Source organism: Methanobrevibacter woesei, assembly GCF_003111605.1.
Classification (GTDB): domain Archaea; phylum Methanobacteriota; class Methanobacteria; order Methanobacteriales; family Methanobacteriaceae; genus Methanocatella; species Methanocatella woesei.
Window position 1 is genome coordinate 94,956 of the sequence record NZ_MZGU01000007.1, and the last position, 21,957, is coordinate 116,912.

Genomic DNA, 21,957 nt, shown 5'->3' on the forward strand with positions numbered 1-21,957 from the left:
ATCTCTTAATTTGGCCTCCATTTTACAATATTAATCAAAATATCATTTCCTAGATTGTCGGGCCTATCTATGTTAATATTGATATCCTCATTTACAAAGTAGGTATAATTATAGGTTGCAACCCATACCCAGGGAGCATCTCCATTTGGTCCAAATCCTTCACCATTGGTATAAGCTGACTGAGCCCATAAGGAATTAGCTTCATTTAAATTAGTCGTACTCATTGCTTCTTCTAAAATACTGTCTATATTGGAATTGTTGTATAAATTAGGGTTCATATAATCGTTATCAATTTCTTTACTATGGTACTGTTGATAAATTGACTTATATGGATCTGGAGATGTTTGTTGCATTAAAGCAGCTGAGTTGTACATATTTGCATATATAGTGTCCCAGTCTGTACCGACTAATTCTACATCAATTCCTATTTCTTTGGCCTGTTCTGAAAATGATACAGCTAGTGATTGTCTATCTAAATACTCTGATGGATAATATAGTTTAAAGGATGCATTCATTCCATTTTTTTCAAAAATTCCATCACCATCTGTATCTTTCCATCCACCTTCTTCTAATATTCTTTTAGCTTCACTAATATTCCCATCTGCTACAATAGCATCAGGATTTCCATAGTCTCTTGAGTCAACACCAGTATATTCTGGAGCTCCATGCCCACTATAAGTTGTTGCGACAATTTCTGAACGGTTAATTCCAACATTCAATGCTTTTCTTATGGAATCATCTGCAGTTACATTATTTCCCACTGGATCACCTTCTTCAGTTGTGATTCCAGTGTCTGGTTGGTAAGGTAGGGATATTCCTTGTGCTCTTCCTGCAGATAGACTAATTTTGTCATAACCTTCAATAGTTTCATTCAATCCATTAATTGGGACAGGGGTTACATCTACTTCATCAGATTTTGCTAATTCTAACCATGATGCTTCATCAGGGAATAATAATGTAATCTGTGTGTAGTATGGTTTTTCACCATAATAATTAGGATTTACTTCAAAAATTGCCTGTTGACCCACTTCCCATTCTTTTAGTACATAAGGTCCAGAACCAATAGGATTTCCACCGTAGGTTCCATTATCATAACCATCTTCTTTAACTATTCCAACATATCTCAAATCGTAAATAAAGCTTGATCTTGGTTCTTTTAAGTTAAATTCAATAGTATTATTATCAGTAGCATTTGCAGACTCTAAATTTGTCATATCTAATTCTGAATTACTTGTTTTTGCTGTATTAAATGTAAATGCAACATCACTTGCTGTTAATGTTGTGTTATCTGAAAATTTTACATCATCCCTAATATTTACAGTCCATTTAAGTCCATCGGAGCTAATGCTATATCCAGTTGCCAAATCATTAACAATTGTTCCATTTTCATCAGTTGAAAACAAAGTACTTTGAACTAATGGATTAAAATTTTGATGTCCACATCCCCAACCTAATGTTGGGTCAAAACCACCTTTTGGTTCTGCAATATTATTATGCATTGCAACTACAACATGTCTTGGATTTTCATCTTTTCCTGTTCCCATACTTGATGCAACAATGACAATCCCAACAATGAGAATAATTGCAATTATAATAATAATTTTGTATTTCTTATCCATCATCTCCACCGAGTATTACATTTTTCTAAAATACTATAAACTAAGTATTACTATTGTAATTTTTTTTATTACAACTTATAATTTAGCTATTAGTTTTATAAATACTTATGTATTATTTTAAGATAAAAAAAGTAATAATTAGGATTAATTAGCTTTAATCCTATATTTAAATGTCTTTTTAATGTAAAACTCAAGATAAACATATCCAATAATTGATCCAATAGCAGAACCAACTATTAACCCTATGTAAATGCCTAATACTCCAAGATTTAATACAAAACCAAGTAAATATGCGAATAATACGCATAAAATCAATTCCCTAATTAATGTAATGACAAGGGATGTAGGTCCTTTTCCCATACCTTGGAATACAAATGCTGCAGTTGCACCAACTGGAACTGGTAATATGTATAAAACCATAATTCTTAAGAACTCTGCAATCATTGGAGCCAATGTACTACTATTTGCTGAATAAGCAAACATTAAGGAGATTTGGTCTGCAAATACGAATATTATAACAGAAACAATAATTGAAAGTATAAGACCTAATTTCACTGAATACCTTGCTCCAATTCTTAAGTTTTCGATGTTTTTTGCACCATAAGCTATTCCTGCTACTGTAATAGCAGCAGTTCCAACTGCAATAGCTGGTAAGATACCTATTGAAATTATTCTCCACCCTGCGGTAAATACAGCAACCATTGTTGTTCCAGCTATTATTTCAATGTATAAATTCATTATAATAGCTACTAAAGCCATAATAAATTCTTCTAAACTTGCTGGAATACTTACAATAAGAATATCTTTATACATCTGGAGTTTTCTTTTATAATATTCTAATTTAAACTCAAAATAGGTGTCTTTTTTAATAAACATCCAATAAATCATTAAAAATAGTCCTATAAGTGAAGCAATCACAGTAGCTATTGCAGCCCCTCCAATTCCCATACCTAATGTGTAAATAAATATTGGGTCTATTATTATGTTAATAATAGCTGTTGTAGCCATAGGGATGGTTGCTCTTTTAATATCTCCTTCTGCACGGAATATTCCTCCAAAACTAGGCGGTAATAAGATTGCAAATGTAAACATAAATAGTATAATTCCATATTCCATTGCATAGTCAATAACACTGCTTGCTCCCATAATAATAAGTAAATCTCTTAGGAAAACAGTTAAAATTAAGGTTAATACTACAGCAACAAGAATTGCAACAAATATTGAATGAATTGCTGCATTATTGGCACCTTTTCTATCTTTTGCACCAATATATCTTGATATTAAAGAGTTAGCTCCAGCTCCAACACCATTTCCTACTCCAACAAGAATCATAAAAAGTGGTGTGATAAATCCGATAGCAGCTAATGGTTCTGGTCCAAGTCCGGCTACCCATGCACCATCAATGATATTGTTCAACATAATAAGTAGCATACTAGCCATTAATGGGTAAGCCAACTTATTTATTGCTTTTTTAGGATCTCCAGTAATGGAATCAAGATTAGCATTACTTTCCATCAGTCAATCTCCGAAAAATGAGTAAAAAAAAGTTAAAATAGGGTTTAATAAAGGTAATTATCCAAGGAAGTGATATAAAACTGCTTTTTGTGCATGTAATCTATTTTCTGCTTCGTCATAGATTACTGATTGAGGTCCGTCAATAACTTCACTTGTCACTTCTTCTCCACGAATAGCTGGAAGACAGTGCATAAAAATAGCATCTGGATTTGCATAAGACATCAATTCCTTATTGACTTGATATGGGCTTAAATCTTTCTGTCTTTTTGCTTCTTCAGCTTCATCACCCATACTGACCCATACATCAGTGTAAATTGTATCACTATTGCTTACAGCTTCTTTAATATCTGATGTGATTGTAATTTTTGCATTATTTTCATTAGCTAATTTTTCAGCTTTTTTGAGAATCTCTTCATTAGGCTCATATCCTTCAGGACAAGCTACAGACATATCCATTCCAAGAATTGCAGTAATTAAAAGTAATGAATTGCATACATTATTTCCATCGCCTACAAAACAAAGTTTTTTACCTTTAAATTCACCTAAATGTTCTTTAATGGTTAACATATCAGCTAATGCCTGACAAGGGTGTTCTAAATTAGTTAATCCACTAATTACAGGAACATCTGAGTATTCAGCAAGTTCAACTACATCGTCATGTTCAATAGCACGAATCATTATTCCATCAACGAAACGACTTAAAACTTTTGCTGTGTCAGATATTGGTTCTCCTCTGCCCATTTGTAAGTCTGATGAGGATAAAAAGATAGGTCTTCCACCTAATTGATACATTCCAACATCAAAGGAAACTCTGGTTCTTGTAGAGGATTTTTGAAATATCATTGCTAAAGCTTTGCCTTCTAAAGGTTTTCCTTCTATTTTGCCTTCTTTAAATTTTTTAGCTATTTCCAAGATGTTTTCAACATCATTTTTTATATCACAAACAGATAATAAATCACTCATATTTTATACCTCTATCTTAACAAAATAAAGTATATCTAATTCTTATTAATTAAAGCTTTCGATATATAGTATATCTTGAAAAATAATAATTAATTTAGAAGGTTTATTTTAATAAATAGTAAAATTTTGATAAAAAAATAAGAAAAAAAGAGTTAAGAAGTTAGTTTTCTAAAATTTCTTCCATATGCTTTACTCTTTTTTCAACAAGTTCAGAAGTTCCAACATCTTTTCTGTGGTAAACATTTCCTTTTACAAATTCGCATGCCTTTTCAGCTATTTTTTCAGCTTCTTCAATTGTATCTCCGCTAGCTACAATTCCTAAAGCCCTAGAACCTGATAAATGGATACCATCATCTTCTTCACTTACTGCAGCATAAAATACTTTTGCACCTAACTCTTCAATAGCTTCTTCATCAACATCGATGATTTCACCAGCATATTGGGTTTCTGGATATCCGTCTGGTACAATGTATTTACATACACTTGCTTTATCTTCAAATTCAACTGTATCTAAGGTTTCATCTACAATTGCTTGACATACTTCAGATAATGGAGTTTTAAGAAGAGGTAATACATTCATTGCTTCTGGATCTCCAAATCTTGCATTATACTCGATTAAACGAGGTCCATCAGCTGTTAACATGAATTGACCATAGAGAATTCCTTTATAAGGTTCTGCTTCTTCAGCTATTGCTTTTAAAGTTTCTTCCATTATTTTAACTGCTTTGTCATAATCTTCTTGTGATAAGAAAGGTAATAATCCTCCTTTATCAGAGTATGATCCCATTCCTCCAGTAATAGCTCCTTTATCTCCTTCAAAAGCATGAGGGTGGTCTTGAGCTGCAGGCATTGGTGCTAAATGTGTTCCATCACAGAAAGCTTGGATTGTGAATTCTTCTCCAATTAATCTTTCTTCGATAATTACTTGAGCAAATCCTCCCATTGTATTGTCAATTACTTCTTTTGAGTATTCTTTTGCTTCTTCATTATCTTTTAAATGGTCACCTACGATTTTAACTCCTTTTCCTCCAGTTAATCCAACAGGTTTTACAACAACATCTCTTTCGAAGTCATCTAAGAAAGCATTTACATCTTCAGTATTGTCAAATACTTTGTATACAAGAGATCCTTCAATGTTATAATCTTCAAAGAGTTTTCTCATAAATGATTTGTCAGTTTCAATTCTAGCAGCACTTTGGGTTGGTCCTACACATTTAATTCCATTTTTTTCAAGTTCATCTACAATTCCTTTTCCAAGAGGTGCTTCAGGACCGATAAATGCAATGTCAATGTCTTGTTCTTTTGCATATTCAGCTACTTTTTCTACTTCTCCTTCATCGCCTTGTGAAAATTCAGCTATTTTTGAAATACCTGGATTTTTTTTACTCATATATGAATAAAGCTCAACATCATCTTTTAATGCATCAGCGATTGCATGTTCACGTGCACCAGTTCCAACAACTAAAACCTTCATATTAAATTCTCCATTAGTTAAAATATATTAATTATATTTGTTTATTCAGCTTTTATTTATTTTTCTTTTTTCTACAATTTGAGCATAAATCAATTTTTTCATTTGTCTTGAATTGTTTTCCACAGTTTTTACATATGACAGTTTTTAATTTTAATTTAGGGTTTTCAAAGGTGTTCATTTGGCAAGGATTAGTCCCATTGCTCATTCGTGCATTAATAACTGCTTCGAAGGATTTATCTTCATTCATAAATTAATATTAAATTTTTATATTTATTAAAAGTAATTACTGTATATGGTAGAAGAAAAAATTTCACTAGCTGCATGTAATGGTATGAGTGCTACAGGTCTTATTTCAAGAGTGGCTGTAGCTGATTTAATTGATGAAGATGAAAAGTTAATTTCAATTTGTATTACAGCTACTTCAACTGATAAACCTGCTTTTGTAAAGTTAATTAAAAAATATCCTGTTTTGGGTGTAAATGGATGTAACAATAATTGTGTTGGTCATATCCTTAAAACAAAAGGTGTTGATATTGTTGGGGATATTGATGTGCTTTCTGAGTTAAATGATGTGCACTGTCATCCGAAAAATGTTGCAAGATTGGATGAAGTTGGTGAAGAAGCAGTTGATATAATTAAAAATAAAATTTATGAAAAAATTAGAAACCTAGATTAAAATATATATACAAATTTACACATATTATTATAGACTATATTTATTTAAACAAGGTTATTAATATGAGAGGCGGAGAAGCAATTATACAATCCCTAAAGAATATGGGAGTAGACACAATATTTGGTTATCCTGGTGGGCAGGTTATACCATTTTACGACATGTTATATGACATGGACATGAAGCATATTTTAGTAAGACATGAACAATGTGCAGCTCATGCTGCTGATGGTTTTGCAAGAGCTTCTGGTAAAGTGGGTGTTTGTTTGGCTACTTCTGGTCCTGGTGCTACAAATCTTGTAACTGGTATTGCTACTGCATATATGGATTCCTCTCCTATTGTTGCGATTACTGGACAGGTACCAACTCATCTTATTGGTAATGATGCTTTCCAAGAAGCTGATATTATTGGTATTACTATGCCTATTACTAAGCATAGTTTCCAGCCAAAAGATGCAGATTTAATTCCATCTTTAATCAAGTCTAGTTTTGAGATAGCTAGCAGTGGACGTCCGGGACCTATTGTAATTGATGTTCCTAAAGAAGTTCAAGAAGCAGAGCTTACCGGATTCGATGATTCATTAATGCCAACTCCAGGTTATAATCCAACTATTAAAGGAAATATTAAACAAATTAAAAAGGCTAAAGAGTTAATAAAAGAAGCTAAAAAACCTATTATTCTTGTAGGTAATGGAGTGATCATTTCTGGAGCATGCAAAGAACTTAATGAACTTGCTCATTTAATCAGCGCACCGGTTATGACTTCTTTACTTGGAAAAGGAGCTATTGATGAAACTGATGATCTTGCATTAGGTATGCTTGGTATGCATGGAAGGAAAGTAGCTAATGATTCAATTAATGATTCTGATTTAATTATAGCTATTGGAATAAGATTCTCTGATAGGACTACTGGAAGACTTGATTCTTTTGCTCCAAATTCAAAAGTTATTCATATTGATATTGATCCAGCAGAAATTGGAAAAAATGTAGATGTTGATTTACCAATTGTAGGTGATGCAAAACATGTTTTATCTACATTATTAAGTCTTTTAAAAGATTATACTGCTGCAGATTCTGTAAAACAATGGGCTAATTTACTTCATGAGCATAAACATGAATTTTATCCAAGAGTTAGTTATGATAATGTTCCATTAATGCCACAGTCTGTTATTAAAGAGATTAGTCAGGCTTTAAATGAAGATTCAATACTTGTTACTGATGTAGGTCAAAATCAGATGTGGGCTGCTCATTTTTATGATGTTCAAAAACCACGTAAATTCATATCCTCAGGAGGTCTTGGAACTATGGGATTTGGTTTACCTGCAGCTATTGGTGCTAAAGTTGCATGTCCTGAAGACCCAGTATTAGCTATAACTGGTGATGGTGGATTTTTAATGGTTTGTCAAGAACTAGCTACTATTAAAGAATATGATATTCCAGTTATTGCAACTGTATTTGAAAACAGGACTCTTGGAATGGTTTATCAATGGCAAAACCTTTTATACAATGAAAGATATTCTCAAACTCTATTGGGAAATACTCCTGACTTTGTTAAACTTGCAGAAAGTTTTGGTATTAATGCTGAAAGAATTACTAAACCTGGGGAAACTGAAGATGCTGTTAAAAGAGCAATTAAAGATAATGAAGCTATACTTTTAGATATTATTGTAGATGAATCAGAATGTTTACCAATGGTTCCTCCAGGGGCAGGAATTGATGAAATGCTTGGTGAATATAAACTTGAAAGGGATGTATAGGTGGTTTAGATGTCAAATGAATATCATGTAATAAGTACCTTGGTTGAACATAAACCTGGTGTTTTACAGAAAGTATCTGGCCTATTTACAAGAAGAGGATTTAACATTGAGAGTATTACTGTTGGTGAATCTGAAGTTGAAGGATTAGCACGTATGGTTATTGTTGCCAATGCCGATGAAAAGATTCTTGAACAAGTTATAAAACAATTAAACAAATTAGTTGATGTAATTAAAGTTAAAGATATATCAAAAAATGCTGTTCATAGAGAATTATGTCTAATTAAAGTTAACATTCCTAATGCAAAAGCAAGATCAGAAATTATGCAATATGTAAACATATTTAGGGCTAAAATCATTGATGTTTCTGAAGAAACTTTTATTATTGAAGTTACTGGAGATTTAAAGAAAATTGATGCATTATTATCTCTTTTAAAAGGATATGGAATAAAACAGCTTGCACGTACTGGTCTTACTGCTATGTCAAGAGGAATCTAATTGGTTGGTGTAATCAATGATGTTAGATGAAATTTTGGAGAATAATAAAAAGTTTGTTGAAGAATTTGAAGGTGAGAAATTATCTCACCATCCTCAAAAGAAGCTAGCTATCTTAACTTGTATGGATTGCAGATTAACTGGATTTTTAGAACCTGCACTTGGTATTGGTAGGGGTGATGCTAAAATCATTAAAAATGCAGGAAATAACATAGTTGATGAAGATGCTATTAGATCAATTGCAGCAGCTATTTTCAATTTAGGCGCTGAAGAAGTAATGGTTATTGGTCATACTGATTGTGGAATGGCTGGTTCTGATGCTAAAAAATTAGAAAAAACCATGCTTGAAAGGGGAATTCCTCAAGAAGAGATTGATAAATATGATTTAAAATCTTGGATTGGTGGATTTAAAGATGAAAAGGAAAATGTATTAGATAATGTGGATAAAATTAAAAATCATCCTTTAATTCCTAATGATGTTCCTATTCATGGGCTTATGATTGATATTGTAAGTGGAGAACTTGAAATAGTTTCTGATGATAGATAATCATCTTTTTTTTTATTTTTTTAATATTTTATTTTTCTTTATAACTTTTTCTTAATTTTAGTTACTTTTATAAGTGTAAAAAATAATATTATATATTTGATATTTAAGTTACTTTAAATATGATTTTTACTTGATTAATTTAGTAGGAGACTTTACAAATGAAAATGTATTATGATGCAGATGTGAATGCTGATGCTCTTAAAGACAAAACCGTTGCAGTAATTGGTTACGGAAGCCAAGGTAGAGCACAATCCAGAAACATGGCAGACAGTGGTGTCAATGTTGTTGTAGGTTTAAGAGAAAATGGTAGTTCTTGGAATTTAGCTAAAGAAGATGGTATGAATGTAATGTCCATCTCTGATGCAGCTAAAGAGGCAGATATTATTCACATTTTACTTCCTGATGAAATTCAAGAAGATGTTTACAACGATCAAATTGCAGAATATGTTGAAAGTGGAAATACAATTTCATTCTCCCACGGTTACAACATTCATTTCGGTTTAATTAAACCAGGGGAAGATGTAAATATTGTAATGTTTGCACCTAAAGGACCTGGTTCCAGAGTAAGAACAACTTACTTAGATGGTTTCGGAATTCCTGGTTTAGTAGCTATTGAACAAGATGCTACTGGAGATGCTTTACAACTTGCATTAGGTATGGCAAAAGCTACTGGTCTTACTAAAGCTGGTGTAATTGAAACCACCTTTAAAGAAGAAACTGAAACTGATTTATTCGGTGAACAAGCTGTTTTATGTGGTGGTATTACTGCATTAATTAATGCTGGTTTCCAAACTTTAGTTGAAGCTGGTTACCAACCTGAAATTGCTTACTTTGAAACTTGTCACGAAGTAAAACTTATTGTAGATGATATCTATGAAAATGGTTTCGGTGGAATGTGGAAAGATGTAAGTAACACAGCTGAATACGGTGGATTAACTAGAAGAGATTATGTTATCACTGAAGAAACCAAAAAAGGTATGAAAAAAGTTTTATCTGAAATCCAAGATGGTACCTTTAAAAAACAATTTGCTGATGAAAATGCTACTGATGGTGCTAACTTAAAAGAAATGAGAGCTGCTGAAGAGCAAGAAGATATTGAAACCGTCGGTAAAAGATTAAGAATTGCTTGTGGATTACAAAAAGAAGATTAAATTTCTTTAATCTTTTTTTTATCTTATTTTTTTAAATAATATATTTTCATTCTAATTTTTCATTTGGTGTTATTTCATGGCGTTTATAGGAATGGATCATGGTACAACAGGAATTTCTTTTTGTATAATGGATGATAATGAAGAAATCATTGATATTTTTAAGATTGGAAGAGAACAAAGTAAAAAAGGAGAAGTTTCACCTGTTGAAGAATTATCTAAACGTGTTGATTTAGATTCTGTTAAATTAATGGCAATTACTTATTCAATGGGGGATGGAATTAATAAAATTTCACCTATTGATAAAGTTAAAGATAGGGGTATTTTGTCTATTGATGGTGCTGGAAAAGTTACTGGTGGAGGAACTTCTGTTTACAGCGAACTTCAATCTACAAATATTCCAGCTATTTTAATTCCAGGTCTTCATAAAGATTCTGATTCTCTTGATCCTTTATTTAGAGCAGCTTATTCTCATCAGGCTAGTCCAGAAAAAGTTAGCATATGTTACAATGCATTTAAAGAGACTGGTTGGGAGAACATGATTGTTGCAGATATTAGCTCTAACAGTGTTGATATTTTAATTGAGAATTCTAGAATCAAAGGAGCTATGGATGCTTGTGTTGGTGCAATGGGAGTTATTCACGGACCTCTTGATTTGCAGATGATTCGTGATATAGATGAAGGTAAATGCAGTGCTAATGAAGCTTTTTCCAATGCAGGTGCTGTTAAAATAGCAGGTATTGAAGGAAAGGTAGCTAATCTAAAAGATGCTCTTTTTGAAAAATATATTGATGGCGATGAAGATGCTAAACTAGCTGTTGATACTTTAATTATGACCGTTGCTATGGAAATTGCTGGATTAATAGCTGTTAGTAAAAATAAAATTGAAGGTGTTGTATTAACTGGTTCTGTAGGTTCCTGTAAAAATCCTTTTGATTTTGAAAAAGAGATTAATAAATATTTAAAAGATAATTATCCTTTAAAAGTTATATCAAAAGAATCAGGAGCTATTGGAGCTGCACAAATAGCTTTTGATTTATATAATGGTAAAAAAGAGATTTTAGGTATTCCTGCGGAATACTAATTTTTTTTATTCTTTAATTGAGATGAAAAGTACTTTTCCACCTTTTATGGTTCTCAATTGCCCTTCACTTTCTAGGACAGGGTTTATAAAATTATCAATGGCTATTAGTCTTCCTTCATATTCTTCGCCATTTTTAAGTCCAACAATCACATTTTTTCCTTTAAATTGAATTAGCTGAGGGTTTTCTTGATTATCCATAGCTCTTCATCCTTTCATTAATTAAAATTATATTGTTGAACATACTTTATATAATGTAGTATTGTTTGTAATAGTAAAAACTATTAAATAATATGTTGAACTAATTAAATTTTAGTAGGTGTAAACATGGCTGTAAATCAATTAGAAAGAAATTTAGAGAGTATTACCAGAACAATTTCATACTTGAAATCTAAAGGATATAAAGATGAAAATAAAATAAAAGAATTAGAAGAAGAAAGAAAGAAAATGCTTAAATCACTTAATATTAATTAAACTCTTATTTTAACCACTCTTTCATTTTATTTAAATCTCCACACATGTCTAATGTAAGTGGAGTCAATGTAACTTTTTGTTTTTTTCTTAAGGAGTGGGAGTCTGTCTGTTCATCATTATGTTCATATAATGCTCCATCAATCCAGTAGTAAGGTTTTCCTCTTGGGTCTAATCTTCTTTTGACTATTGGTGTGAACATTCTAGTTCCTAATTCTACTACATCAAATTCTTCATCAACAGGGTTTGATGGAATATTAAGATTTAATAAATCTACTCCTTCAGGTAATCCTTTTTTTAATACTATTTTTACCAGTTTTTTAAGCATTTTTCCTGCAAAACTAAAGTCTACTTCAACAGCACCATTTTCAAATTTGATGTCGCTTCTTGTAACTTCTTGTGAAATAGCTATTGTTGGAATATTAAAACTTGCTGCTTCTAGGGCTGCTCCAATTGTACCTGATGTAGTTAATTCTGCTTTTCCAATATTCATTCCAGTATTTATTCCGGAAATCATTATATCTGGTTTATCTTCCATTATTTCAAAAAGAGCCATTGTTACAGCATCAGTTGGTGTTCCTGTGACTCCATATCCCATTGATCCATCAGCTATTGTTGTTGGGTTTATTCTTAGTGGTTCGTATAATGTTAATGCATGTCCTATTCCACTTTGTTGTGTCTCTGGAGCTACTACTGTAACGTCACATATTTCTTCAACGGCTTTTTTTGCAGCTAATATCCCTGTAGCATGTATTCCATCATCATTACTTATTAAAGCTTTCATATCTATTAATTAATGATTATAAATTAAAATATTTTATGATTAAATTGACTTCAGATTTTTTCTATTAACATTAATAAGTAAGCTTAATAAGGCACTTTTTATAAATTAATATTAATAGTTATTTTTTGAACAAATTTTTGTATGGGTGGAATTTTGGAAAAACCTCAGCTGATTAATTTTATTGCGAAAGTTATGGAGGAATCTGGTTTTAAAGTTTATAAGAACTTTAAAACATCACAGAGGGTTATTGATATATATGCTATACTTCCAACAACATTGGGGGATTTTGGTGTTGTTGTAGCATGTAATAATTATGATAAGAATTTTGAAGTATCTGTGGATTTATTAAAGGAAATGGAAGATGTTGCTGACAACTTAAAAGCATCTAAAGTAGCTATTATCACTTCTTCTTATTTTACAGAACAAGCAACCAATTATGCTCTTAGAAAAAATATTAAATTGGTTGATAGGGAAAACTTGCTTGAAATGGCTAAAAAATATCAGATGAAAGAAGAAACACAGCCAGAATTTGAAGAGGAAGTTTATGATGATGCCGGCTATGATGATTTTGATTATATAGGTGATGAATATCCTGAATATAGTTATGATGCAGATGATATGGATTATTTAAGTTCTGAACGTCAGGAAAATCCTATGCTTTATCAGAATTCATTATATAAACAAATTGGTGAAGATCGTAAAGGCAACTTCCTTTCAAGGTTAACTCATCGTTCCAAGGTAACCTCTTCTTCATTATATGGTTCTAATAAAAGGAGAAATATTTTAGATACATTAAGGCCATTTTTATCTAATCCAATTATATTGATTATTCTTATAGTGGCTGTAATTTACATATTGTCTTATATTTTAGGTAATCTATTGGGAATTGATGCAGGAATTGTAGGATTAATACAACTATTGGCTGCATTAATCTTAGCTTATGGTGTTACCTTTTACATTGAAAGAAATAGGTTCTTTATTATTAAAGGAACTATTATCTTCTTTGTATCATTGATAATTCTAATATTATTAATCTTATTCTAATTTCCACTTTTTTTTATATTTTTATAATTTAAAATAATTAATAAAGCACCTAAAAGATAGAATAACCAGATCATGATGTCTGTTGGACCTGTTTCAATCCAAATTAAAGTATGTGCTAAAATAATTGAATAGATTCCAATTCCAATACCTTTTTTATTAACTGCAACAGTATGGACTAATTTTGTAAATAATCCTAAAAACAGCATCTGTATTGTAAGGCCTATCATTCCAAAATCAAGGTATACTGGTCCAAATAGACTAGATGTTAAACAAACATTATCATGGAGCACATAATTGCCTACAAAGGTTCTCGGGCTTCCTGATGAAAAAATCATTGATAGAATATGTCCATCTGTTGTACCACCTAAAGGTATGATTCTCTCAAAGACTTCTAATGTAAATCCACATCTATAAAATATTAATTCAATTGGGTTAAGCATCCAATGTTGGTTAGCTATTGATTGTGATGCAATATAACCAATTCCTGCTCCTCCAATTAGAATAGCTAAGATAAAGATTATTCCTATTTTTTTGTTGATTTTGCCTATATAATATAATGTTATGAAGACACTTGCAAGAATACCGAGAAGTGAAGTTCTATATCCATTAAGTCCGAAAAGCAATGCTCCAACTGCTACAAGGAGAAGATATCTTTTTTTATAATATTTAGCAAGGAAAATATTAATTGCAGGTAGAAAGAGTACATAAGAAACTCTCCATATATTTGTTGTTGCATTTGATTTAAGCACACTATCAAATAATGGGATTCCTCCAAGTAAAATAAGGTTTATGCCCTGTAATATAATAGCTAGTAAAACAATTCCAAGCAATAATTTTTTAGATAGGATTTTATTTATTTTCTCACTAATTGAAGAGGAATAAGATGAATCATACTTCAATCCATATTTAACAAATGCAACCCCTATTAAAAAGATTATTATTGCATATATTATTGTTGAAATAACTTCAATGTCTAATGGGTCTTCAAATCGATAATTAAATGATCCGATGTAACCTGCTATTAAAAATACAGCTATTATTACTGTAATAATAGGGGGTGCAAAGAAATCTATTTTTTTATTCATATTCTTGCCTCATAATTCTCTTGCTGATATTGTTAGATTACCACCAAAGTTAGGCATTGCAGCTACGTGTGTATGCACATAACTTGCAAGTGTGTTGCCTTCAATAAATCCATCTTGATTTTCAAAAGATCCACGGCCACGTAATATTTTAAATGCAAATTTGTTTTTTAAGTTATTTTTATCCACTAAAACTTTTGAATAGTGGAATTCATGTCCATTGAATTTTTCACCTTTTTTAGAGATTATATTGTCTTCTTGAACTTCAGCTATTGTATATTTCAAAGCTTGAACTCTATCAGTTAATATGGATTTATATGGATAGGCAGAAACCATTTTATCATCATGGATTGAGTTCATAAGATACATTAACCCTCCACATTCAGCAAAAAGTGGCCTATTGTCCTCATGGAACTTTTTAATATCTTTTAGCATGGAGCTATTGGAGGATAATTCTTTAGAAAACAACTCAGGATATCCTCCACCAATGTACAATGCATCAACATCTGGCAGGTGTTCGTCCTTTAAAGGTGAGAAGTAGTGTATTTTAGCATGGTTGTCTTCTAAAGATTCAATGTTTTCTTTATAATAAAAATTAAAGACTTCATCATAAGCTACAGCAATGTTAACCTTTTGTTTATTTAATTTATTCCATATTGGTTCTCTATTAGCAGTTATTTTTGGAGATTCTTTCATAATCTCGACTAATCTATCTAAATCAATAGATTCTTTAATGGTTTTAGACCACATGTCAATAAATTTTAAGGAATTTTCACGTTCAACAGCTGGAACAAGTCCTAAATGTCTTTGTTCAATACTGATGGTGTCATCACGTTTAATTCCACCAATAACTTCAACACCAGTAATTTCTTCAATAGAACGTTTTGTTTTTTGGTAATGGGCTTCATGTTTAACTTTATTCAAAATGACTCCAGCTATGTTAATTTCAGGGTCTAGGCTTTTAAATCCTAAAACAATAGCTGCTGCACTTTTAACTAAACTTTTAGAATTAACAATGAGAATTACTGGTGCATTTAATGCTTTAGCTATTGAAGCAGTACTTCCAATATCGTTAACAGAGTCAATTCCTTCAAATAATCCTCTAACACCTTCTATAATTCCCATATCTTTACCATTCATTCCTTTTATAAAAGAATCCCGTACTTGACCTTCGCTCATAAAAAATGAGTCTAAATTTCTTGATACATTTCCAGTAGCTAGTGTATGGTAAGATGGATCAATATAGTCGGGTCCAACTTTAAATGGTTGTACATTATATTTTTCACTTAGTGCTTTCATAATTCCTGTTGAAATGGTGGTTTTTCCAACAGCACTGCCAGTTCCTGCTAATATTATTCTCATGTTATCAATTTATAATAGTTAATAATATTTAATAACTTCTTATTTTTCGCTATGCTTAGTATTAAGTACTTTTTTATAAGTTTTAATAATAAATTGTGTTTATTTTATTATAAATTAGTTATTTTTCCAATATATTTTGAATATTATTTAGTTTATAGAATATAAAATAAAATCTCTTTATAATTTTTTTATTTTTTTTAATCACTTTAAGAAAATTTTTGTTATTCATGAAGATTATTTAACAAGATTTATATACTCATCTTGTGTATATAGATTATTGTAAAAATGTAAAGATGATTTCATTCTCATGAAAAATAGAATAATTCCATTTTTTTATTTTAAATTAGAATTTTAAACCACCTTTTATTTTTTACTATAATTGTATTTTGTTAAAATAGAAAAATGGGAGTTATGCATGGGATTTTTAATATATGCTTGTCATGTTTTTCTTTTTTTTTTCGAAGTACAAAACAAGGAGTTAATAAGTTTGATAAGCACTAAACAAACATTTATAATCGTTTTGATGTTATTGATGTTTGCTATTCCTGCAGTATCTGCTGAAGATACTGGAGATATTGATGTAACATCTGATATTGGAGCTATAGATTCAATTGATGATGTTGCTACTGAAATATCATCTGATGATGAGATTAGTCTACAAGCAGACATTTCTACATCAAGTAATTTTACAAACCTGCAGGAGTCTATAACTAATGCAGGTGAAGATGATGTAATATCTTTAACTGGGGATATTATAAAATCTGACGATGAAAAAACTTCTTTTACAAATGGTATAACTATTGATAAAGATATTACAATCAATGGAAATGGCTATACTATTGATGCAAATAATAATGGGAGAATATTTAATATTGCTGAAGGAGTTACTTTAATTTTAAACAATATTAAGTTAATAAATGGTAACTCTGATTATGGTGGTGCAATTTATAACAGCGGTACATTAAATGCAAATGATGTTACTTTTGATAACAACACTGCAGTTTATAGAGGCGGAGCTGTTTATAACCTTGGTACTGTTATTGCTGATAATTCTAAATTCACTAATAATGATATTACTTATAGAGACAGTAGTAATGATTATGGTGGAGCTGCACTTTACAATGAACTTGATTCCATATCCAAAGTTTCAAATTCTGTTTTTGCAGATAATATGAAGGATTTCAAACAACAAGGTGTTGTTGGCGGTTTAAATGAAAGGGACCTAATTGTTGGTGGTGCTGTAGCAAATAAAGGGAATGCTGAATTTATTGGATGTAATTTTACTAACAACATTGGACGTTGGGGTGGAGCTATATTCAATGCAGGTTATGATAGAAAAGACAACTCAACTGTTTTAACTATTGTTGATTGTTATTTTGAATCAAATTCTGCAATTTATGGTCCTGGAATAGAAGTTCAGGATGCTATCTTTACTGTTACTGATTCTACATTTGTAAACAATGGTGCTACTGGTAAAGGTGATATGTCTCCAAATAACAATGATGGTGGAGCTATAAATGCATGGGGTTTAACCACTGAAGGTAATATTACTAACTCTGTATTTATCGCAAACTCTGCACATTTTGGCGGTGCAATAGATTTAGGTGAAGCTCGCTACTTTAACATTGTAAATTGTACATTTGAAAACAACACTGCTACTTATGGTGGAGCTATTGGTGCATCTTCCCAATCAGGAAGTGCGGATGTTTTAATTGCAGATTCCACTTTCATAAACAATGTTGCTTCTAATCAAGGGGGAGCATATCAAGCTACATTTCCAACTGAAATTATTAATTCAAAATTTATTAATAATAGTGCTGGTAATTGGGGTGGAGCTATTATAAGTTCTTCTGATTTAATAGTATCTGATTCTACTTTTGATGGAAATGATATTGTTAATAGAGGTTCTGGTTCTACTGATTATGGTGGAGCAGCTATCTTTTCAAATGGTGATTTAAAAGTAGATAACTCTGTATTCACAAACAATATTAAAAACTATGAAAATGGAGATCTTCTCACAGGTGCAATCACTTCATATGGTGATGTCACTGTAACTAACTCTTACTTTGCTAATAACTCTGGACGTTGGGGAGCTGCATTCTCTTCAGCAGACTACAACAATCAAGATTTAGTAACTGGCATTGAAAACTGTACTTTTGATAATAATAAAGGACTTTATGGTGCTGGTATTTGGAGTTGGGGTACAGACTTCAGTATAATTGACTCTACTTTTAATAACAACACTGCTTGGGGTAAAGGTAATATGACTCCAAATAACAACAATGGTGGAGCTATCAATGTATATGGGGCTACTGCTACTGGTGTTATAAGTGGTTCTACATTTATTGGAAATGAAGCTCAATATGGTGGAGCTATTGATATTTCTGAAAACGATGGAATTTTAATTAAAGATTCAACATTTACTGATAATTCTGCTACTTATGGTGGTGCTATTGTAGTATCTACTGCTGGTGCTGGATCAAATAACGTTACTATAATTAATTCTACTTTCACTGATAACTCTGCTACTGTTGGTGGAGCTATTCAAAATACAGAAAAATTAGTTGTAACTGACAGTGATTTTATTAACAATACTGCAGCTATCTCTTCAGCTATCTCTAATTCTGGATCAATGACTCTTACTGGGGATATTAATGTTGAAAGTGATGATGAAAATCCAATTTCTCAAACTGATCTAACATTCACAGAATTAGCTAATGCTATAGCAATTGCAGATGGTAAATTAACACTTACTGGTAATGTTGTAATGACTGAAAGTGAAGCAGCTACTTATAAAGATAAAGGTATTACTATTGACAAAGATATTATAATTGAAGGTAATGGTTATACTATTGATGCTAGGAATTTAGGTGCTATATTCAATGTTATTAACAGAGCTACTTTGACTTTAAATAATATTACTTTAACAAATGCAGTTGCTAATAATGGAGCGGTTGTATATGCAACCACTGCAAATGTAAATATTTACAACTCAGTTATTACAAGCAATGAGGCAACTAATTTTAGATATGGAATTATTGCAGCTATTTCAAGCAGTAATATAAATATTGTAAACACTACCTTCTCTGATAATAAAAATCTTATTTATCAAGTTGGTGGAACATTAAATATTGATTCATCTAAATTCACTAACAATGAGGGAGTATCAAGCATATCTGATTTAATATTCCTTGGAGCCACTGACACTACAATTACCAACTCTGAATTCATCGGAAACGATGGAACCATGGTATTTAATAATAATGGCGGATCAGTCATTATTTCAGATTCTATCTTCAAAGACCACACTGGCTCTGAAGCTGTATATAACAATGCAAATGGACATATGGAAATTGTAAATTCTGAATTCATTAACTGTGACGAAGGAGCTGCTTTCAACAACGGTAATGGATATATGCTCATTAATGGTTCTAACTTTGTAAACAACAGTGGAGCTGGAGGATCTGCAGGAGCTATATTCTCTAATTCCAATTCCCAATTAGAAATATATGATTCTAGCTTCATTAACAACAGTGCAATATCTAGTGGTGGAGCAATATTCATCAATGGAGCTTCTGATATATACATTGAAAACAGCGAATTCACAGATAACAGTGCATTATCTTCAGGAGATGCAATTTATGTAAATGGAGCAAATGCTAATTTAACTATCGCTGATTCCATATTTACAAACAATAATGTTGAATCCAGGGGAGATGTAAATTTCATTGTATCTGACTTTACTCATCTTGAAAATGCTATTAATGCTGTTGATGATGAGTTAGTTCTTGATAGTGATGTTACAATGACTGATGATGATTCTGATAAATATGCTAACGGTATCACAATCAACAAAGACATTACTATTGATGCAAAAGGACACACAATTGATGCTAGAGAATTAGGAAGAATATTCGACATTGCAAATGGCGCTACACTAACCTTAAACAATGCAGTACTAATTAATGGTAGATCCGACAAAGGAGGAGCAATCTACAACGACGGTACATTAAACATAAACAATTCAGTACTAATTAATGGTAGTGCTGGCCTAAGAGGAGGAGCAATCTACAACGACGGTGCATTAAACATAAACAATTCAGTACTAATTAATGGTAGTGCTGGCCTAAGAGGAGGAGCAATCTACAACGACGGTGCATTAAACATAAACAATTCAGTACTAATTAATGGTAGAGCTGACCTAGGAGGAGCAATCTTCAACAACGGTGCATTAAACATAAACAATTCAGTACTAATTAATGGTAGAGCTGACCTAGGAGGAGCAATCTACAACAACGGTGCATTAAACATAAACAATGTAACCTTAAAAGATAATACTGCATTAAGTTATGGTGGAGCTATTTACAGTAATGGTGATGTATCTATTTCTGATTCAACTTTAGATGGAAATGATATTGTTAATAGAGGTACTTCTCCAGGTTCTGATCCTGATTTTGGTGGAGCAGCTATCTTTATTTATGGTGATTTAGAAATTACTAATTCTAATGTTGTAAATAACCTTAAAAACTATGATAATGGTGACCTTCTTTCTGCTGTTATTATGACTTACGGAGATGTTACTGTAACTAACTCTTACTTTGCTAATAACTCTGGACGTTGGGGAGCTGCAATATCCTCACACTCAACTACTGGGGATATACTTGTAAATATTAAAAATTCAGTATTTGAAGATAATCAAGGTCTTTATGGTACTGGTATATTGATTTATGGTTCTGAATTTACAATTACCAACACTACATTCATCAATAACACTGCTTGGGGTAAAGGTAATATGACTCCAAATAACAATAATGGTGGAGCTATACAAATTTACGGATCTACTGCAGATGGTGAAGTTGTTGACTCTATTTTCATTGGTAATGATGCACACTATGGTGGAGCTATTGCTATATCTGAAAATAATGGTGTTGTAATTAAAAATTCTACATTTATTAATAACACTGCTACTGTAGGTGGTGCAATCTTTGCAGGTACTAGTCTTGCTGGTTTAAATGAAGTTACTGTAATAGGTTCCACTTTCATAAATAACACTGACTCTATTGAAGGTGCTATTGCAACTACTGAAAAAGCAACTGTTTCTGATTCTGAATTTGTTAATAATGGTATTCTTACTAATGCTGAGCTAACTATTTCAGGTAACACTTTCACTTCTGATTCTAAAGATTACTTTATCCAATCTGCAGGTGCAGGTGTTGTTAACAGTGAATTTGGCTTTGAAATCACTGTAGAAGAGGATGTAATTGCTGCAGATGAATCTGCTAAATTCTATGTTAACTTAACAGATGATAATGGTAATGTTGTTTGGGAAGCTGATGGTATTATAGTTACTGTTGGTGGTAATGATGTAACTGCTGTGTTTAATCCTGACACTAACTTATATGAGGCTGAGTATGTTACTGATGCTTCTGGTATTTTTACTGTTAGTGCTGAGTATAATGGTGTCTCTGATGATGTGCTTATTGCTTTTTATAAAGCAAATACAGAAATCACTGTTGTTGGAAATACTTCTTATGAGTATGGTGAAGACTTTGACTTTACCATAGTTGTTGATCCTGCTGTTAACGGCACTGTTACTGTAATTGTTAGTGATATGAACTTTGATGTTGAAGAAAATTACACATTCACTGTTGTTGATGGAGTTGTGGATTATGATTTCTCAGATTTCGATTTCACACCTGGTGTATACACAATTACTGTAGTCTATCCTGGTGACAGTTTACATGAATTTGCAACTGCAATTTTCACTATCAACATTGAAATGCTCTATACAGATGTAACCATTGATGTTGGGGATGCTGTATATGGTGATGATGTAACAATCACTGTTAGTACTGATGAGAATGCTGAGGGTGTTGTTGATGTAATTGTTGATGGTGAAACTTATGAGGTTCAATTAGTCAATGGAACAGGAAGTGTTGTTGTAT

The 21,957-nt window shown here is 31.6% G+C and carries 17 protein-coding genes and 1 pseudogene; 9 read left to right on the forward strand and 9 right to left on the reverse strand.

The window, feature by feature from the left end:
• Positions 1–5 precede the first annotated feature (5 nt).
• The 5 genes from MBBWO_RS07955 to MBBWO_RS08085 form a co-directional block, all read right to left on the reverse strand.
• On the reverse strand, positions 6–1,619 hold the full coding sequence (locus MBBWO_RS07955) for an ABC transporter substrate-binding protein (protein WP_116670370.1): 1,614 nt from the start codon (positions 1,617–1,619) through the stop codon (positions 6–8).
• Positions 1,620–1,763: 144 nt separating this feature from the next.
• Positions 1,764–3,134 (reverse strand): MATE family efflux transporter, encoded by a 1,371-nt coding sequence (locus MBBWO_RS07960; protein WP_116670371.1) that lies wholly within the window; start codon positions 3,132–3,134, stop codon positions 1,764–1,766.
• A gap of 57 nt (positions 3,135–3,191) precedes the next feature.
• Positions 3,192–4,097, reverse strand: coding sequence for an ornithine carbamoyltransferase (gene argF, locus MBBWO_RS07965; protein ID WP_116670372.1), 906 nt, complete (start codon positions 4,095–4,097; stop codon positions 3,192–3,194).
• 160 nt (positions 4,098–4,257) lie between these two features.
• Positions 4,258–5,571: a phosphoribosylamine--glycine ligase gene (gene purD / locus MBBWO_RS07970; RefSeq protein WP_116670373.1), complete on the reverse strand. Its 1,314-nt coding sequence runs from the start codon at positions 5,569–5,571 to the stop codon at positions 4,258–4,260.
• Between the two features lie 52 nt (positions 5,572–5,623).
• Positions 5,624–5,818 (reverse strand): hypothetical protein, encoded by a 195-nt coding sequence (locus MBBWO_RS08085; RefSeq protein ID WP_133241513.1) that lies wholly within the window; start codon positions 5,816–5,818, stop codon positions 5,624–5,626.
• Positions 5,819–5,863: 45 nt separating this feature from the next.
• Here MBBWO_RS08085 and MBBWO_RS07975 point away from each other — a divergent pair, with 45 nt between their 5' ends.
• The 6 genes from MBBWO_RS07975 (at position 5,864) to MBBWO_RS08000 (ending at position 11,272) form a co-directional block, all read left to right on the forward strand.
• Positions 5,864–6,247, forward strand: a complete 384-nt coding sequence (locus MBBWO_RS07975) for a putative zinc-binding protein (protein WP_116670374.1) — start codon at positions 5,864–5,866, stop codon at positions 6,245–6,247.
• Positions 6,248–6,309: 62 nt separating this feature from the next.
• Complete coding sequence (locus tag MBBWO_RS07980; protein WP_116670375.1) at positions 6,310–8,001, forward strand: acetolactate synthase large subunit; 1,692 nt, start codon at positions 6,310–6,312, stop codon at positions 7,999–8,001.
• A gap of 9 nt (positions 8,002–8,010) precedes the next feature.
• Complete coding sequence (gene ilvN, locus MBBWO_RS07985; RefSeq protein WP_116670376.1) at positions 8,011–8,496, forward strand: acetolactate synthase small subunit; 486 nt, start codon at positions 8,011–8,013, stop codon at positions 8,494–8,496.
• A 16-nt stretch (positions 8,497–8,512) separates the two neighbouring features.
• The gene (locus MBBWO_RS07990) at positions 8,513–9,040 is read left to right on the forward strand and encodes a beta-class carbonic anhydrase (RefSeq protein ID WP_116670377.1); all 528 of its coding nucleotides are present in this window, start codon (positions 8,513–8,515) and stop codon (positions 9,038–9,040) included.
• A 158-nt stretch (positions 9,041–9,198) separates the two neighbouring features.
• Complete coding sequence (ilvC, locus tag MBBWO_RS07995) at positions 9,199–10,191, forward strand: ketol-acid reductoisomerase (RefSeq protein ID WP_116670378.1); 993 nt, start codon at positions 9,199–9,201, stop codon at positions 10,189–10,191.
• A gap of 76 nt (positions 10,192–10,267) precedes the next feature.
• Positions 10,268–11,272 carry a methanogenesis marker 12 protein gene (locus MBBWO_RS08000; protein WP_116670379.1) on the forward strand — a complete coding sequence of 335 codons (1,005 nt, stop codon included), beginning with the start codon at positions 10,268–10,270 and terminating at the stop codon, positions 11,270–11,272.
• A gap of 6 nt (positions 11,273–11,278) precedes the next feature.
• On the opposite strand, the gene MBBWO_RS08005 is transcribed toward MBBWO_RS08000, so the two are convergent.
• Positions 11,279–11,470: an LSM domain-containing protein gene (locus MBBWO_RS08005; protein WP_116670380.1), complete on the reverse strand. Its 192-nt coding sequence runs from the start codon at positions 11,468–11,470 to the stop codon at positions 11,279–11,281.
• Positions 11,471–11,596: 126 nt separating this feature from the next.
• Here MBBWO_RS08005 and MBBWO_RS08160 point away from each other — a divergent pair, with 126 nt between their 5' ends.
• The gene (locus MBBWO_RS08160) at positions 11,597–11,743 is read left to right on the forward strand and encodes a hypothetical protein (protein ID WP_165807949.1); all 147 of its coding nucleotides are present in this window, start codon (positions 11,597–11,599) and stop codon (positions 11,741–11,743) included.
• Between the two features lie 4 nt (positions 11,744–11,747).
• Here MBBWO_RS08160 and surE read toward each other — a convergent pair whose 3' ends face one another.
• The gene (gene surE / locus MBBWO_RS08010; protein WP_116670381.1) at positions 11,748–12,524 is read right to left on the reverse strand and encodes a 5'/3'-nucleotidase SurE; all 777 of its coding nucleotides are present in this window, start codon (positions 12,522–12,524) and stop codon (positions 11,748–11,750) included.
• 153 nt (positions 12,525–12,677) lie between these two features.
• Between surE and MBBWO_RS08015 the strand changes: the two genes are divergently transcribed.
• Entirely contained in the window at positions 12,678–13,568 is an 891-nt protein-coding gene (locus MBBWO_RS08015) for a restriction endonuclease (protein ID WP_116670382.1), read from the forward strand.
• On the opposite strand, the gene MBBWO_RS08020 is transcribed toward MBBWO_RS08015, so the two are convergent.
• Both MBBWO_RS08020 and cfbB read right to left on the reverse strand, forming a co-directional pair.
• Positions 13,565–14,653, reverse strand: coding sequence for an oligosaccharide repeat unit polymerase family protein (locus MBBWO_RS08020; protein WP_116670383.1), 1,089 nt, complete (start codon positions 14,651–14,653; stop codon positions 13,565–13,567). The genes MBBWO_RS08015 and MBBWO_RS08020 overlap by 4 nt on opposite strands.
• A 9-nt stretch (positions 14,654–14,662) precedes the next feature.
• Positions 14,663–16,012 carry a Ni-sirohydrochlorin a,c-diamide synthase gene (gene cfbB / locus MBBWO_RS08025; RefSeq protein ID WP_116670384.1) on the reverse strand — a complete coding sequence of 450 codons (1,350 nt, stop codon included), beginning with the start codon at positions 16,010–16,012 and terminating at the stop codon, positions 14,663–14,665.
• A 487-nt stretch (positions 16,013–16,499) separates the two neighbouring features.
• Between cfbB and MBBWO_RS08030 the strand changes: the two are divergent.
• Positions 16,500–21,957: pseudogene (locus MBBWO_RS08030) on the forward strand (hypothetical protein); the annotation flags it as partial.